Annotated in this window: 19 protein-coding genes; 13 read left to right on the top strand and 6 right to left on the bottom strand. The window is 38.8% G+C overall.

The window, feature by feature from the left end; genetic code table 11:
- Positions 1-55: 55 nt before the first annotated feature.
- Positions 56-985, bottom strand: coding sequence for a substrate-binding domain-containing protein (locus KQP93_RS09040; protein WP_217874107.1), 930 nt, complete (start codon positions 983-985; stop codon positions 56-58).
- A gap of 155 nt (positions 986-1,140) precedes the next feature.
- The gene (gene asnS / locus KQP93_RS09035; protein WP_054553906.1) at positions 1,141-2,538 is read right to left on the bottom strand and encodes an asparagine--tRNA ligase; all 1,398 of its coding nucleotides are present in this window, start codon (positions 2,536-2,538) and stop codon (positions 1,141-1,143) included.
- 271 nt (positions 2,539-2,809) lie between these two features.
- Here asnS and KQP93_RS09030 point away from each other — a divergent pair, with 271 nt between their 5' ends.
- Positions 2,810-3,244: an ATP-binding protein gene (locus KQP93_RS09030; RefSeq protein ID WP_217874106.1), complete on the top strand. Its 435-nt coding sequence runs from the start codon at positions 2,810-2,812 to the stop codon at positions 3,242-3,244.
- Between the two features lie 33 nt (positions 3,245-3,277).
- Here the strand turns inward: KQP93_RS09030 and bioA are convergent, their stop codons facing one another.
- Positions 3,278-4,570, bottom strand: coding sequence for an adenosylmethionine--8-amino-7-oxononanoate transaminase (gene bioA, locus KQP93_RS09025; RefSeq protein WP_217874105.1), 1,293 nt, complete (start codon positions 4,568-4,570; stop codon positions 3,278-3,280).
- Positions 4,571-4,668: 98 nt separating this feature from the next.
- Between bioA and bioB the strand changes: the two genes are divergently transcribed.
- The 5 genes from bioB to htpX all read left to right on the top strand — a co-directional run bounded on the left by bioB (position 4,669) and on the right by htpX (position 9,373).
- Entirely contained in the window at positions 4,669-5,709 is a 1,041-nt protein-coding gene (gene bioB, locus KQP93_RS09020) for a biotin synthase BioB (protein ID WP_054553903.1), read from the top strand.
- A 7-nt stretch (positions 5,710-5,716) separates the two neighbouring features.
- Entirely contained in the window at positions 5,717-6,853 is a 1,137-nt protein-coding gene (locus tag KQP93_RS09015; RefSeq protein WP_217874104.1) for an aminotransferase class I/II-fold pyridoxal phosphate-dependent enzyme, read from the top strand.
- On the top strand, positions 6,850-7,641 hold the full coding sequence (locus KQP93_RS09010; RefSeq protein WP_217874103.1) for a methyltransferase domain-containing protein: 792 nt from the start codon (positions 6,850-6,852) through the stop codon (positions 7,639-7,641). The genes KQP93_RS09015 and KQP93_RS09010 overlap by 4 nt, the downstream gene beginning before the upstream one ends.
- Positions 7,642-7,654: 13 nt before the next feature.
- A complete protein-coding gene (bioD, locus tag KQP93_RS09005; protein WP_217874102.1) occupies positions 7,655-8,338 on the top strand; it encodes a dethiobiotin synthase in 684 nt (227 codons plus the stop codon).
- A 174-nt stretch (positions 8,339-8,512) separates the two neighbouring features.
- A complete protein-coding gene (gene htpX, locus KQP93_RS09000; protein WP_054561446.1) occupies positions 8,513-9,373 on the top strand; it encodes a protease HtpX in 861 nt (286 codons plus the stop codon).
- 37 nt (positions 9,374-9,410) lie between these two features.
- Here the strand turns inward: htpX and KQP93_RS08995 are convergent, their stop codons facing one another.
- On the bottom strand, positions 9,411-9,614 hold the full coding sequence (locus KQP93_RS08995) for a hypothetical protein (protein ID WP_054561447.1): 204 nt from the start codon (positions 9,612-9,614) through the stop codon (positions 9,411-9,413).
- Positions 9,615-9,694: 80 nt separating this feature from the next.
- On the opposite strand from KQP93_RS08995, the gene KQP93_RS08990 reads away from it, so the two are divergent.
- The 7 genes from KQP93_RS08990 to KQP93_RS08960 all read left to right on the top strand — a co-directional run bounded on the left by KQP93_RS08990 (position 9,695) and on the right by KQP93_RS08960 (position 13,662).
- The gene (locus tag KQP93_RS08990) at positions 9,695-10,174 is read left to right on the top strand and encodes a GNAT family N-acetyltransferase (protein ID WP_217874101.1); all 480 of its coding nucleotides are present in this window, start codon (positions 9,695-9,697) and stop codon (positions 10,172-10,174) included.
- Between the two features lie 82 nt (positions 10,175-10,256).
- Positions 10,257-10,688 (top strand): DUF3859 domain-containing protein, encoded by a 432-nt coding sequence (locus KQP93_RS08985; protein ID WP_217874100.1) that lies wholly within the window; start codon positions 10,257-10,259, stop codon positions 10,686-10,688.
- Between the two features lie 21 nt (positions 10,689-10,709).
- Positions 10,710-11,120, top strand: coding sequence for a GFA family protein (locus tag KQP93_RS08980; RefSeq protein WP_217874099.1), 411 nt, complete (start codon positions 10,710-10,712; stop codon positions 11,118-11,120).
- 5 nt (positions 11,121-11,125) lie between these two features.
- A complete protein-coding gene (locus KQP93_RS08975; protein ID WP_254907652.1) occupies positions 11,126-11,437 on the top strand; it encodes an antibiotic biosynthesis monooxygenase family protein in 312 nt (103 codons plus the stop codon).
- Between the two features lie 260 nt (positions 11,438-11,697).
- Positions 11,698-12,084, top strand: a complete 387-nt coding sequence (locus KQP93_RS08970) for a group I truncated hemoglobin (RefSeq protein ID WP_217874098.1) — start codon at positions 11,698-11,700, stop codon at positions 12,082-12,084.
- Complete coding sequence (locus tag KQP93_RS08965) at positions 12,075-12,959, top strand: GGDEF domain-containing protein (protein WP_217874097.1); 885 nt, start codon at positions 12,075-12,077, stop codon at positions 12,957-12,959. The genes KQP93_RS08970 and KQP93_RS08965 overlap by 10 nt, the downstream gene beginning before the upstream one ends.
- Positions 12,960-13,278: 319 nt before the next feature.
- A complete protein-coding gene (locus KQP93_RS08960; RefSeq protein ID WP_217874096.1) occupies positions 13,279-13,662 on the top strand; it encodes a nuclear transport factor 2 family protein in 384 nt (127 codons plus the stop codon).
- Positions 13,663-13,835: 173 nt separating this feature from the next.
- Here the strand turns inward: KQP93_RS08960 and KQP93_RS08955 are convergent, their stop codons facing one another.
- The gene (locus KQP93_RS08955) at positions 13,836-14,033 is read right to left on the bottom strand and encodes a hypothetical protein (protein ID WP_217874095.1); all 198 of its coding nucleotides are present in this window, start codon (positions 14,031-14,033) and stop codon (positions 13,836-13,838) included.
- 139 nt (positions 14,034-14,172) lie between these two features.
- Positions 14,173-15,381 carry a porin gene (locus tag KQP93_RS08950; protein ID WP_217874094.1) on the bottom strand — a complete coding sequence of 403 codons (1,209 nt, stop codon included), beginning with the start codon at positions 15,379-15,381 and terminating at the stop codon, positions 14,173-14,175.
- Positions 15,382-15,525: the final 144 nt, after the last annotated feature.

Genomic DNA, 15,525 nt, shown 5'->3' with positions numbered 1-15,525 from the left:
TTCTGGTTGTTAAAAGCTGTTCATCTTTTTAGGTGCGCAGCTTTTTTTCGTTTAACTATTTTACCGGAAGGTAACCAAACTCAAGCATTTTCTGTTGAATCTTGTTTGATTTAACAATCACAGCGAGCTTGTCGCCAATCTTTTTTGAACGAGGTGATTGAGTATTAATGATAAGCACCAGCGGCCTAACAAAGGCATAGTTGCCACTTTGAATTGATTCAACTGAAGGGCTTACACCATCTATCTCAAGTAAAGTTACTTTGTTAATACGTCTGTCATTTTCTAATTTACTAATAGCGCCATATGAATCATAGGCAATGGCATTTGGAATACGTTGCACTATCCCAAGCGCTTGATTGAACTGATCGTAAAGCTCTACTTTTTGTTTAGAAAATAAACCTCTATTACCTGCCATTTTTAAACGTATGAAGTTACTGCCAGGTTCTTGGATATAATCTAAATTTAAATACTCTAAAAAGACATCAAAACTACCGTGACTAGTGCCTTTGCTAAAAAGCAGGATCTCATCATTTTTTGCGCTTAGCTCTGGAGTATAAGGCGAAACCTCAGACCATGCCTTTAGCTTACCTTGGTAAATATCGCTTAGCTTTTTAGTTGTAAGCTCAGTGATGTTTAAGTTTTTGTTTACAAAAAATGCGATTGCATCTTGGGCTATGATTATTTGCCGCAAAAAGGGCCAACGTTGTTGTTCTTCTTTTGTTAAATATCGTGAGCTAGTGCCGATATCTATAACATTTTCGGCAATCGCTTTAATGCCTTTATCGCTGCCCATTGGCCTGATTTGTATACTATTGCCAAATTCTTGGCTTAAGTCGTCTTTTATATCGACTAATAATTCTGTCACTGTGGTTGAGCCGGCAATAAAAATAGGCTTCGAATTAATATTTTCTTCAATTGCATACGCACTATGTGCAGAGATAAGTGTTGTAGATAGCAAAAGAGCTTTCATAGAGCGAAATAGCATAGTAGACACAAACTCCTCAATAGTTAGCTTCCTATCAATATAGGCAATATGTCTGACTTTGCTAATTCTTTATACTGTAATATTTTAAAATATTTAATGATTTACACACAAAAAAGCCGCTCGAAAGCGGCTTTTGAATTATGTTGCGTTACTTATTAGTAAGTCGCGCTGCCTTTTGTACGTGGGAAGGCGATAACGTCACGTACGTTACCCATACCTGTTACATATGCAACTAAACGCTCAAAACCTAGACCAAAACCTGAGTGCGGTACAGTGCCGTATTTACGAAGGTCGCGGTACCAGCTGTAATCTTCTTTGTTTAAGCCCATTTCTTCTAGACGCTTATCTAGTACATCTAGACGCTCTTCACGTTGAGAGCCACCGATGATTTCACCAATACCTGGTGCAACTACGTCCATTGCAGCGACTGTTTTGCCGTCTTCGTTTTGACGCATATAGAAGGCTTTAATATCACGCGGGTAGTTTTTAATAACAACTGGCGCATTAAAGTGCTCTTCAGCAAGGTAACGTTCGTGCTCAGACTGTAAATCTACACCCCATTCAACAGGGTATTCGAATTTCTTACCACACGCTTTTAAGATTTCGATAGCATCTGTGTAATCAACTTGTGCGAAATCTTTAGTTACGAACTCTTCTAAGCGTGAGATAGCTGTTTTCTCAACACGTTGTGCAAAGAATTCCATATCATCGCGACGCTCTGTTAATACTGCATTGAAAACATATTTCAGCATGTCTTCAGCAAGTTTTGCGATATCTTCTAAATCTGCGAATGCAACTTCAGGTTCAACCATCCAAAACTCAGCTAAGTGACGAGATGTGTTTGAGTTTTCAGCACGGAAAGTAGGGCCAAAAGTATAGATTTTTGACATTGCTGAGGCATATGTCTCACCATTTAATTGACCAGATACTGTTAAGAATGCTTCTTTACCGAAGAAATCTTCACTGTAATCGATGTCGCCTTTATCTGTGCGTGGTAAGTTTTGCATATCTAAAGTAGATACACGGAACATTTCACCGGCACCTTCACAGTCACTTGCAGTGATGATAGGTGTGCTGATCCAGTAGTATCCTTGCTCGTGATAAAAACGGTGAATCGCTTGTGCTAAACAGTTACGTACACGGGTTACCGCGCCCATGATGTTAGTACGAGGGCGAAGGTGTGCGTGTTCACGTAAATATTCAATGCTGTGACGTTTAGCAGACATAGGGTAGGTGTCTGGATTCTCAACCCAACCTAATACTTCTACAGAGTTAGCTTGAATTTCGAAAGACTGGCCTTGACCCGCAGAAGGCACAAGAACACCTGTTACAGATACAGAACAACCGGCAGTTAAACGTGTTACTTCATCATAATTATTGAGTGAATTAGGTACTACCGCTTGAATAGGATCAAAACACGAACCGTCATGAACGGCTAAAAATGAAATTCCTGCTTTTGAATCGCGGCGTGTACGGATCCAGCCTTTTACTGTTACTTGGCTGTCTACCGCAACCTTGCCTTTTAATAGCTCTGAAATCGCTAAATGGCTCATCTTCACTCCAATGATATAAGTTGCCTAATATAATAATGCTGTGCATTGCACTTGAATCGACTATCTTACCCTCGTAAATCAAATAAAAAAACTATTGAGGCGTACTCTTTAGTAGTTTTTCTTCAATTGAGTAAAATAGCAGCAATATTTTGCGTAAAATTTGCGTTTATTTAAATTCTGGCTGCGCTAATTGGTTATTTTGTGGCATTATTAACAATTCTCAACAGGATAACTGTCCTTTAGTCTTTAATTAAATTGTATAACAGGTGCTATGAAACAAGTTTTTATTCTTCGCGGCTTACCAGGCTCAGGTAAATCATATTACGCACATAGCCTTGCTGATGAGTTGGTAGCTGGTAATGAAAGTGATTATGTCGTGTGCGCAACAGATGATTATTTTTACAATAGCGAAGGTGTGTATCAATTTGATAAGTACAAGTTATCTGAGTATCACAATCTAAACCTTGCACGCTTTATTAATGCCTTAGCAGAAGAAATCCCGTTAGTAATTGTAGATAACACTAATATTAAAAAGTGGGAATTTATTGCCTACGCTCAAGCGGCTACTGCATTGGGTTATCAAGTAAAAGAAGTGATCGTTGGTGAAATTAAAGATAAATCATTACAGCATCTTTACGCCAAGCGCTGTGAACATAAAGTACCGCTTCGAATGATCAGTAAAATGGCTTATATGTTTGAATGGTAAAGTTTAAAGGAAAAGGAAGCATCAGCTTCCTTTTCAATACGCCTGTTGTTCAATGGCTGCATAAATAGCATTGCATAACTTAGTTAAGCTTTGTTCGTCGCTTATGTAAGGCGGCATCAAATAAATTAACTTACCAAACGGGCGTATCCACACACCTTGCTCTATAAAAAAGCGTTGAATCTTTGCTACATCTACACTTCTATTAAGCTCAACAACTCCAATAGCCCCCAATGTCCGCACATCAACGACTGCATCAAGTTGCTTACACTTTGCAAGCTGGGTTGTTAGTACATCATTTATATGTTCAATTTGTTCTTGCCACGGTTGCTCTAACAGTAAATCAATACTCGCGCAGGCTGTGGCACAGGCAAGTGGGTTACCCATAAATGTTGGTCCATGCATTAATACGCCGGCTTCACCTTCACTAATACCAACAGCGACTTTGCTGGTGGTTAATGTCGCTGAGAGCGTCATCATGCCGCCCGTTAGAGCCTTGCCAATACATAAAATATCCGGCTCTATGTTGGCGTGCTCAACAGCAAACAAGGTACCGGTGCGACCAAAGCCTGTAGCGATTTCGTCACAAATAAGTAAAACATCATACTTATCACAAAGAATGCGCAGGTGTTTTAAGTAATCAGGGTGGTAAAAATTCATTCCCCCAGCATTTTGTACAATGGGTTCAATGATAAATGCCGCAACATCTTGGTGGTGAGCAGCAAAGTAGCTTTCAAGCGTATCAGCTTCAGCAGGGCTAAACTCGCCATTAAATTTAGCACTTGGCGCAGGTACAAAAACATGTTCAGGTAAAAACCCTGAGTACATGCTGTGCATTGAATTAACCGGATCGCAAACGCTCATGGCTGCAAAGGTATCGCCATGGTAGCCCTTAAGAGGCGTCATTAACTTTTGTTTGCTGGTATAACCTTGGCTTAACCAGTATTGCAACGCCATTTTTATAGCAACTTCAACACTCACAGAGCCACTGTCGGCTAAGAACACCTTATCGAGTGACTCAGGTGTCATACTGACTAGCTTTTTACTCAGTTCAACAGCGGGCTCATGAGTTAAGCCACCAAACATGACATGACTCATTTTGTTAACCTGTGTAGTGATTGCCTCATTTAAAACAGGGTGGCAGTAACCATGAATTGCACTCCACCAAGAGGCCATACCATCTATTAGGCTTTCACCTGTTTCTAAGAAAATACGATTTGCATTGGCATGACTGACTGGGTAAACGGGAAGGGGCTGAGTCATAGAAGTATAAGGGTGCCAAATATGCTCACGATCAAAATCTAAATCTATCGGTTGTTTATTAATCATATGTAAACTTTATATTACTTCGATTCGTTGACAATGTTACGTCAAGTCGTAGACTAAGCCAATCAAACCGTCCCAAAAATTTAAAAAAAGAGACTATTATGGAGCACGCAGTTGTCCGTCACGATTGGACTCACCAAGAAGTAAAAGCATTATTCGAAATGCCGTTCAATGATCTGTTATTTAAAGCGGCCAGTGTGCATCGTGAAAACTTCAATCCAAATGAAGTACAAATTTCTACTTTGTTATCGATTAAAACCGGTGCTTGCCCAGAAGATTGCAAATATTGTCCTCAGTCCGGTCATTATAAAACAGACTTAGACCGTGAACGCCTTATGGAAGTAGAAAAAGTGGTTGAGCAAGCGCGTGTTGCCAAAGAAAAAGGCGCAACCCGTTTTTGTATGGGCGCTGCGTGGTCTGATCCGAAAGAACGTGACATGCCATATATTTCAAAAATGGTAAAAGAGGTTAAAGAGCTAGGCCTTGAAACCTGCATGACGCTTGGCATGCTAGATAACGAAAAAGCCCATGCATTAAAAGACGCGGGCCTTGATTATTACAACCATAACCTAGATACCTCACCTGAGTATTACCAACAGATCATTACAACACGTACTTACCAAGACCGTTTAAACACCATTGATAATGTGCGCGATGCCGGCATGAAAGTGTGCTCTGGCGGTATTGTGGGTATGGGCGAGCAAGCTGCTGACCGTTTTGGTTTATTAATGCAATTAGCAAATTTACCGCAACAGCCAGAAAGTGTACCAATTAATATGTTGGTTAAAGTGAAAGGCACGCCACTTGAAGATGTCGAAGACTTAGACCACTTTGAGTTTATTCGTACCATAGCTGTTGCACGTATAATGATGCCGAAAAGCTATGTTCGTTTATCAGCTGGTCGTACAGCGATGAATGAGCAAATGCAATCTATGTGTTTCTTTGCTGGTGCTAATTCAATTTTCTACGGTGATAAACTACTTACTACAGAAAACCCTGAAGCAGACGCTGACATGATGCTGATTAAAAAATTAGGCATGAACCCAGAAACCCGTGAAGATTATTCTGATGAAGCGGTTGCAGCATCACTTTCATCAAAAGTTGCTGATAAAGCAACATCAGAACTATTTTACGAAGCGTAATATTTAAATGGCTTTTGATTTTATTGCCGAGCATCTTGTTAACCGACAAGCAGATGCATTACTGAGAAAGCGCCAACTTGTTGAGCAATCAAGTGGGCGCTTTATTCAGGTTGCAGGTAAACAGTATTTAAATTTTGCCAGTAATGACTACCTTGGCTTTGCTGATGATTTTATTGAAATACAAGCGCAGCATCTAGGTAGCCACAGTTCAGCATTAGTGAATGGTTATAATAAACCACAACAACAGCTTGAGCAGCGTTTATGCGAGTTATTAGGCTATGAAAGTGCCATGTTATTTAACAGCGGATTTAGTGCTAATAGCAGCGTATTAAAAGCATTGTTTCAAGATAAAAGCGTGGCGCAATCATCGGCAATTTTTCAAGATAAGCTTAATCATGCCAGCCTAATTGATGGTGGTCTTCATTCTGCAGCTGCCATGGTCCGGTTTAATCATAACGACCTTAGGCATTTAGAATCTCGGTTACAAAAGTCAAAAGCAAAGCATAAGCTCATAGTAAGCGAAGGGGTGTTTTCGATGGATGGCGATCAAGCTCCCATTGAAGCGCTCTGTAAACTCGCTAAGCAATACAACGCGTGGCTGATGATTGACGATGCCCATGGCTTTGGCGTATTAGGTGAGCAAGGCTTAGGCAGTTGTGAGGCAATCAAGCCTGATTTACTGATCATCACCTTTGGCAAGGCACTGGCAAGTAGTGGTGCTTGCCTGCTTGCATCAAAGCAAATGATTGATTACATGCTGCAGTTTAATCGTGAATACATATATTCAACGGCGATGTCACCACTGATGGCAAGTTGTACTCTTGAGCGACTCGAAAAGTTGTTACTAAAGGCTGACCAAAAACGCTCTCAGCTGACAGAGAATATTGCCTACTTTAGAGAGCTTGCCAAAGAGCATAACTTAGCATTAATGGAATCAACAACGGCTATACAGCCTTTGGTATTGGGTGATGCAGAACACACGCTAGCCGTTGCTAATAAGCTTAAAGATAAAGGCGTGTGGTTAACCGCTATTAGACCGCCAACGGTGCCTTTTAATACGGCACGACTTAGAGTAACCATAAGCAGCGCGCATCACCCTGACGATATAAAAATGCTGGTTAATTCGCTAGTGGAGTGTTTATGAGTGTTCAACTGCAAGCGCCTTTAAGCTTTCAACACAGTAATAAGCTAACAACACAAACTAAGTTTTCTAAAGCGGCTGCAAATTACGCGAGCCATGCTAATGTACAAAAACAAGCGGCTGCGCACTTATTCAAAATGATGGCAAGTAAACATCAGCAGGGTACTTGCCTTGACTTAGGTGCTGGGCCTTTAGTTAACACAGCAATGCTTAAAACACATTTTGATACTGTATTGGCAATGGACTTAAGTCATTCCATGCTTAGCACTGAGCAAAGCTCGCGTTGTTTAAAAGTGTGTGCTGATATGGATAACCTACCTTTACAGCAAAATTCGCTAGATTGTGTGTTTAGTAATTTTGCAATGCAATGGTCTGCTGATTTAAAAGCGCTACTTAAAAGTCTTTTTTATTCCATAAAAGAGGGCGGTAAGGTTTATTTAAGCTGTGTAGTAGATGGATCCCTTAAAGAGATCAAACAGGCATTCGCTTGTTTAGACGAGCAAAACCATATTAATCAGTTTTATTGTGCTAGTCACATTATTGAATATGCAAAATTGGCGGGGTTTAAACTCAATTTTGCAGCTGATAGATGTTATATAGATGCCTATAACTCTCCTTTAGATGCGCTGCGCTCAATAAAAGCGATTGGCGCTACATCACTGCAAACTAAGCAAAAACGCCAAGGGTTATTAACGAGGCAGGCACTTAATAGTGTTTGTAAGGCATACCCTCTGGTTGATGGGCATGCTAGAGTGAGCTATCAAGTTGTCCTTTTAGAACTAGAAAAATAGAATTAACTCAAAAATGAAAGAATTTTTTATCACGGGTACAGACACCGATGCCGGAAAAACCCATGTCACAAGTTTATTATTAAACTTACTAGCGCAACATAAACAGCGTGCGGTGGGTTTTAAACCTATTGCAGCAGGTGCAGAAGAAGCATTTGGGCAGCTAGTCAATGATGATGCGTTAACCTTAATGGAAAGCTCATCAATTGGGGTTAAATATAACATAGTTAACCCCTTTACCTATGAGCCACCCATTGCACCACATATTGCAGCTGCCCAAGTAGGTGACAGACTGACATTTGATAAACTTGATGTTGCTTATGCAAATGTAAAAGCACTTAATACCGATTATATTCTTACAGAAGGTGCAGGCGGTTGGTGTTTACCTATCAACGAAACCGATTTACTCAGCGATTGGGTTAAGTCACAAAACCTCAATGTTGTTCTAGTAGTAGGCATGAAGCTTGGTTGCCTTAATCACGCACTATTGACAGCTGCTCACTTTAAAGCGCTAGGTGTAAATTGTGTGGGTTGGATAGCAAATCATGTAGACCCAAACATGCATGAACAAGACGCCAATTTAGAAACTTTAAAATCAGCACTACCTTTCCCGCTTTTAGCGATTAGTCCGTATACAGACGGCACTCCTAAATTAAAAATTTACAAAACCTTACTTGAAATTTTATCTATCAACCCATAATAATTGAGTTGTTACTTTTGACATACTCTGTCACAATTGGTTGCAATTAGTTCCTTGCAACCAATTGCATAAGCCCTAAACTGAGTTGGTAGAACACCCAGATAATTTTATTAACTAACGATTTTTAACCATGTCGTTAGTTAATACAATTGGTATGTTTATTCTGAGGTTTTTATGAAGCGTGTATTTTTGTTTCTACTGACTAACTTAGCGGTAATGCTAGTGTTAGGTATTGTGTTGTCTATTGTGATGAGCGTACTGGGTATTAGCCATCGCAGTTTAGGCGGCATTTTAGTTATCTCAACTGTATTTGGTTTTGGTGGCTCGTTTATTTCGTTATTTATGTCGAAATGGATGGCAAAAAAATCAACCGGTGCACATGTTATTGAACAACCTCGTTCTGAAACAGAACAATGGTTAGTTTCGACGGTAGCAGCGCAAGCGAAAAAAGCAGGTATCGCGATGCCAGAAGTGGCTATTTACGATAGCCCTGAAATGAATGCATTTGCGACCGGCCCAAGTAAGAACAACTCGCTGGTGGCTGTGAGCACAGGTTTATTACACAACATGAACCAAGATCAAGCTGAGGCGGTATTGGCTCATGAGGTATCTCACATTGCAAATGGTGACATGGTAACGCTTACTCTTATTCAAGGTGTAGTGAATACCTTTGTTATCTTTATGGCGAAAGTATTGGCAGGTATTGTTGATAACTTCCTTAATAGTGATGAAGAAGAGGGCGGTAGTAGCTGGACTTACTTCTTATTCGATATGATTTTCCAAATGTTATTTGGTGTTCTAGCAAGTGTGATTGTTGCTTACTATAGCCGTAAACGCGAATTCTCTGCGGATGCCGGTGCAGCTAAACTAGTAGGTGCAGATAAAATGCGTAGCGCTCTTGAGCGTTTAAAACAAAACCACCCATCACAACTAGAAGGTTCAATGATGGCATTTGGTATTGCAAGCGGTAAAGGTGTTGCCGAGTTATTCTCATCGCACCCACCACTTGATGAGCGTATTAACGCATTACGTTAATCTTAAACACGAAAAAGCCAGCTGATGCTGGCTTTTTTTATTGTTGGTTTTTCTCTCGCTCGAGTTGTTGTGGCAATAATACCTCAACAATTTCACGGGCCGGTAAGGTATACCTTACGCCATCGAACATCACAGATGTGTGTTCATCAATACTGGTGATCCCTGTTAAGGTCCAGCCTTCACCGCGCTCTTTACAGTATACTGTGGTGGTAGGTTGAATTACTTTAAATTCTTCACTCATCGAACTTAATCTAATTGCTTGAAATTGCGTTTATAGTAAGACAATAATGCCAGCTCATAAAGCAAAAAGAAGAAATTAACGTGTCAAGCCACGATGACTTAGCCTTTGACTTACGCCCCATTCGTCATAGAGATTGCCAAGCGATATGGGATATTTTAAAAGATCCGCAAGTACAAACGTTTAACGATTACGGCACTGATATAACGAAAGGTGACGTGTATGACTTTATTCAAGGCGACATAGAACGTTTTTATAATCAACAAGGCATTCGTTTAGTTATTGTTTTACGAAGTAATGGGCAAGTTATTGGTAGCGTGGGCATATTTAACATAATTGACGGGCAGGGCATGTTGGGGTTTGAGTTATCGTCACAATACTTTGGCAAAGGAATAATGCAAAAGGTACTAGATATGCTATTTGAAAAATTGGCTACCTTTGTACCTGCCCCGCTAAACAGTGTGTTAGCCCTAGTTAACCCAAATAACAGCGCAAGTGTTAAGCTTTTAACTAAATGTGGCTTTCAACAACATGACACTCACTGGGTAAAGTACGTTAGCTAATTACTATAATAGTACAATCTTGTTCTGCTAGAGTTGCTACTATAAAATAGCGCCTCATTTTTAAAAAGGAGCGCTTGCAGCTATGGCAAAAGCCAAACCAATTACCAGTATTGAAAGTTACGGTATTTACAGTCATTGGGATGCAAAAGAGAAAGACCTGCCTCAAATCACCGAATTTACAACAGACGTTCCTGCACAGTTAGATATTGAATTTGGCTTTATTGTTAATATTAAAAAGGCCAAAGGACAAAAAATTAAATTTTGCGTTTACCACCCAGATATCCCCGATGAAGATGACGAGATCATGCCACCATTTGAGGGTGAGCAGTACGTTAAAACAAACGATTGGCAGTTTTATTTAGGTGATACGATATGGGCACCTGTTGACAATAAAGTAGGTATATGGCGCATGACTATTGAGTTAAATGGCCATATAATTGCCGATAAATCCTTTAACTTATTAATGGAAGCCGAAGGCACTGCCACTGAATTTTGGAAGCATCGCGGTTATTAATTTTTAAACCTGAGAGGGACTATGTATCAAGGAAGTTGTTTATGCGGCAAAGTAAAAGTAACTGTTGCTGGTGGCATAGACTCAATTATTCATTGTCATTGTTCTTTATGTCGTAAAAACTCAGGCACAGCCTACGCAACCAATGGCTTTATTCAACGAGATGGATTTAACCTTACAGAAGGCAAGCAGCATCTAAGTGCCTTTGAATTTAAACCCGGTAGAATTCGTTATTTTTGTAGCTGTTGTGGCTCGCCTGTTTATAGCGAGAATAAAGATGACCCAAGCCGTTTACGTATTCGCTTAGGTATATTAGATAGCGATATAAACGAGCGCCCAATCAGCCATAACTTTGTAAGCTCTAAAGCAAACTGGGATACGTTTGACTCAGAAATTCCGTGCTATGATGGTTTTGAACCAAGTAGAGGCAAGTAATCATTATGATAGCGAATACACCAAAACCGCCATATTACGCCGTGATTTTTACGAATACCTTATCTGATGATACCGCCGGTTATGAAGAAATGGCTAATAGAATGGTGGAGCTTGCAGAGCAACAAACTGGGTATTTAGGTATGGAGTCTGTTCGTGATGGTTTGGGTATTACGGTGTCGTATTGGCAAAGCTTAGATGCAATTAAAGCCTGGAAAAAAAACGTTGAGCACTTAAACGCCCAACAGCTCGGCAGAGACAAATGGTACAGCGCGTTTACAACGCGTATTGCAAAGATCGAGCGTGATTATTCATTGTGATAGTCATCAACTACTAAAAGAACACATCATACTGTTTTCATGTTTATTTCAATCTCGGCAAATATCTTTGAATTTAAGATTTTTAAATCAACAGATATGGTTTGTAAGAGGGGCTAATAATATTCACGTGCAACAAATGAGAATAATCCCATTATTTGCTTATTCAAAAAATGCAAAATCTCTTTTCCTTTCTATAATTTAAATATCAATAGCTTGCAGACTTTCTTGTCATCTTTTGTGGTGCCTTATTAGCTAGTTAAATGTTTATCGATAATACAGGACTCGGTGTGGAATCTTCTTTGTTTATCAAGTACGGTGGTTTTTCTCGAATTTATACCGTCATAGAAAAGTTTTATGACAATATTTTGCAGTCAGAAACCCTTAATGCACATTTTAAAAATACCAATATGGAAAGGCTGATTCATCATCAAACAAGTTTTATCTCATCTTTAATGGGAGGACCTGATTACATCAGTGATGAACAGCTAGCACAAGCCCATAAAAATTTAGGTATTAATCTTAAAGATTGGCAAGAAATGATAAATATCTTGTCGCTTACATTTTCTGAACAAGGAATATCAGAAGACGACGCGAAGCAAGTCATAGCTAAGCTTGAAACAAAACGAGACTTTATCGTATGTCATTAGAACAAAACAACGCGGATTATTCTGTTTTATATTATTTGCAGTTACCTGTCGTTGTTTTTTCGGCTAATGAACACAAGGAAGTATTTCAAAACAACTCATTTCAACTTGTTGCACAGCATTATCTAAATGCATCGAACAATCCAACTAACAGAGGCTTAGTACAATTAATTATTTCAAAATTATTAGAAAATGATACTGATAAGCTTGAAGTAGAAATTAATAACGGTTCTTATCGTCATATTTTTAGATTTACTGCCAATGTAGTCGGTGAGAACGTCATTGTTGAAGGTGAGGATATAACCGAACTTAAGAGAAACCAGTTTTTGTTTAACAGAACAAACTCATTGTTAGAAGACTACAGCAAGCAAATGTTTGAACTTGCTCATACTGACCAATTAACAAATGTGCCAAATAGGCGAGCCTTGTTTGCAAAATTCAGTCAATTAAAATCAAATCATAAAGATTTTAGTTGTACTGTTTCTCTTATCGATCTTGATCACTTTAAGCGTTTTAATGATTCATTTGGCCATGATTTTGGCGACCAAGTATTAGTCACATTTGCGAAGCATGTAAAAGATAGCATTGATGATACGTGTTATTTTGCAAGACTTGGCGGTGAAGAGTTTTGCCTTATTCAAATAAACAATAAAGACACGTTTTGTTTTGCCAATACAGAAAAACTACTTCAAACAACTCAGACCATAAAGCCAATGACACCTGATAATTTAAATATAGGCATGTCGTTTAGCGCAGGTGTTGCTGTGTATGGTAAAGACGGCATTTCACTGGATGAGCTTTTAAATAATGCTGATAAAGCACTTTATTTTGCTAAAGAGAATGGCCGTTCGCGTGTAGTAAAGTTTGAAGGTGTTTAAAGCGCTAAATTGATTACTGTTACTTAATACATTTTAGATTCGCTTAAAGATTAACATCTAACTTTGCAGCTCTCCTATCTATCTCAATATACCTAACACGTAAAGGTTATGTTCAAAAGTTAAGTATTAACCATCACTCGGTTTATCTGAAATTAGTGCCTTCTATTGCTAACTTTTCTGGCTAGTTATTTGTTAATAGCTCTGGTAGAAATATCTTCTTAAGAAAAGCGAGCTTTTTTCATTTAGTACACTGTTTAATTAGTTCGTCATACATTTCTTAAATACCTGCATATTTTATAAAATTGTGAAGAGGTGCTAAATGTCGATTGATTTAGAATTAAATAAGAGAAATGCTATTGAGTTTTACAAAACAGCTTATCTAGGGAATCCATCTCTGGCGGTTGAGAAGTATGTAGGCGATGTATACATACAACATAATCCTTTAGTTGGCGATGGAACAGCACCATTTATTGCCTATTTTGAAAAAATGCATAACGAATATCCAGATAAAAAAATTGATTTTGTTCGTGCCGTAGCAGAAGACGACCTTGTTGCGCTTCATACTCACCAAATATGGCCTGGAAATGATCAATATGTCACCATGGATTTCTTTCGGTTTGATGAAAATGGCAAGATTGTCGAGCACTGGGATTCAATCCAACAGATACCACAAGAGACTTCGAATGGTAACACAATGTATTGAATAAATAGTAAGACGGAGATGGCTAAATAATTAGATGGGCTGAAGTTTTTTAGCTTTAATTTAACTTGCTTAACCCATTACCATAGTTTTGTTTTAAAGGTGCTGGAAATAAGCAAGTGCTGTTATTAAAGTAAGTTTGTAGTTTGTATCACTAAAGGCATATATTCAAGCACTTAAGGCTTGTTTAACTTAAATGTGCTTAATGTAACTAGCATCACACCAATAGCAAAGCCCATTACTAAACCACCCGATAAATCGGAACTAACACCAAATACCGTATCCGATTCTCTGACATTTGTTAGCCAGTGAAAGAGCATAAACGAAACGCTAGAAATTGATGAAAGTAGAATTAACTTTTTCTTGTTAGACACAACAACCTCAAATATTGACGTATTTTAGTTTTATGGTTGTTAAGTAATAGCAGACGTTGATTGATATTGCGAACAATCTTGAAATTGTGCAATTAGATTATAAAAAAGCCCACAATAGTGGGCTTAGTGTTTATCGTAACTACAAAGTGTAATTAAAACCAATGGCAATACCGTCATCTTCGGTTTGTGACATCTGTGCTTCTTGCTCAGCGTCATTACTCGAAAAGTCGCTAAAATCTTTACGGGCTTCGATATATAAAATGGTGTCTTCTGCCATAAAATAATGTGCACCAATTACTACAAATTGGCGTTTAAACACATCTTCTGGGTCGGCATTAAAGTTTGGCTGAATAACATAGTCACTACCTGCATCATATACGTTATAGGCAACAAAGGTACGAATGTCATTATCAAAGCGATAGCTTAAAATAGACTCTAGACCAACAGCATCCTCTATTAAGCGGCCTAAGTTGTCTGTATCGTGGTTTTCGTTTTTATTTATATTTGCTGATGCATACCAACCTGTTTTATAAAAATCACCATAGGTAATGCCCATACCATAAATTAAATCGTTTACTGATTGATTTCTGCCACCAGCATACACAATATCGAACTGGCCGCGGTTAACACCGGCAGTGACTTTTAAATTAGGGCTAACCGAGTAGGTGAGTGCGGCGCCATAAGTCGAGTTAAATTCTACTTTTTGTGCAGCGTTGTTGCCTTGGTTCCAAAGTACTTCACAAGAGCTTCTTGAAATATCAACGATATCACAGGTATAAAATTCATCAGATTTTAGCTGTGCTTGAAGCGCTAAATGAAAATCACCCCAGGTATTTCGATACTGCAGTACTTTATCGCCGCGACCTGTGCCATTCACAGCACCATCATCTTTATTGTAGGTATAAACACCTGCAGCATTTCCATCCCACACTAAGCTGTAGTTGGTGTTATAAACAACGTCGTACCATGCACCCCATTGTTTACCTATTGTCACTTGGCCATAATCGTCATGTTTAAGGCCAACATAGCCTAAACGGTTATATAAAAACTCATCTTGAATTGTTTCAAAGCGATTGTTGTAAACGATATCACTACTACCAACAGGGTTTACACCCCATTCAAGTAAAGCAAAAGCTTGCCAGCCATTTTTTAATTGGCGCTTAAAATCAAAATTGATGCGTGATGCACCATTTACTACCTCAGTTTCGCCTTGAGTATTAATAACTCTTGCATCGATAAAGCCACCAACAGTAACGCTATTGGTTTGATCTGAATAGATCTCGATGGCATTGGCTGTAGGTATAGTAAGCATACCTGCAACAAATAAGGCAGTGTGTGTTCTTTTCATAGAGTACCTTGATTAAATATTGTCCCTAATAGGTGTAATTTGGTTAAGAGACGGAGATTATCAAAGCTAAAATAGGGTCAAAAGTGAAAAATTATCATGCAACAAACCTACATTGAGGAAAAATTATTCACTTTAGGTTCACTG

The sequence above is a fragment of the Pseudoalteromonas shioyasakiensis genome (genome assembly GCF_019134595.1).
Taxonomy (GTDB): domain Bacteria; phylum Pseudomonadota; class Gammaproteobacteria; order Enterobacterales; family Alteromonadaceae; genus Pseudoalteromonas; species Pseudoalteromonas shioyasakiensis_A.
The sequence above is the reverse complement of the archived record's forward strand: the minus strand, read 5'-3'. Positions and strand labels throughout refer to the sequence as shown.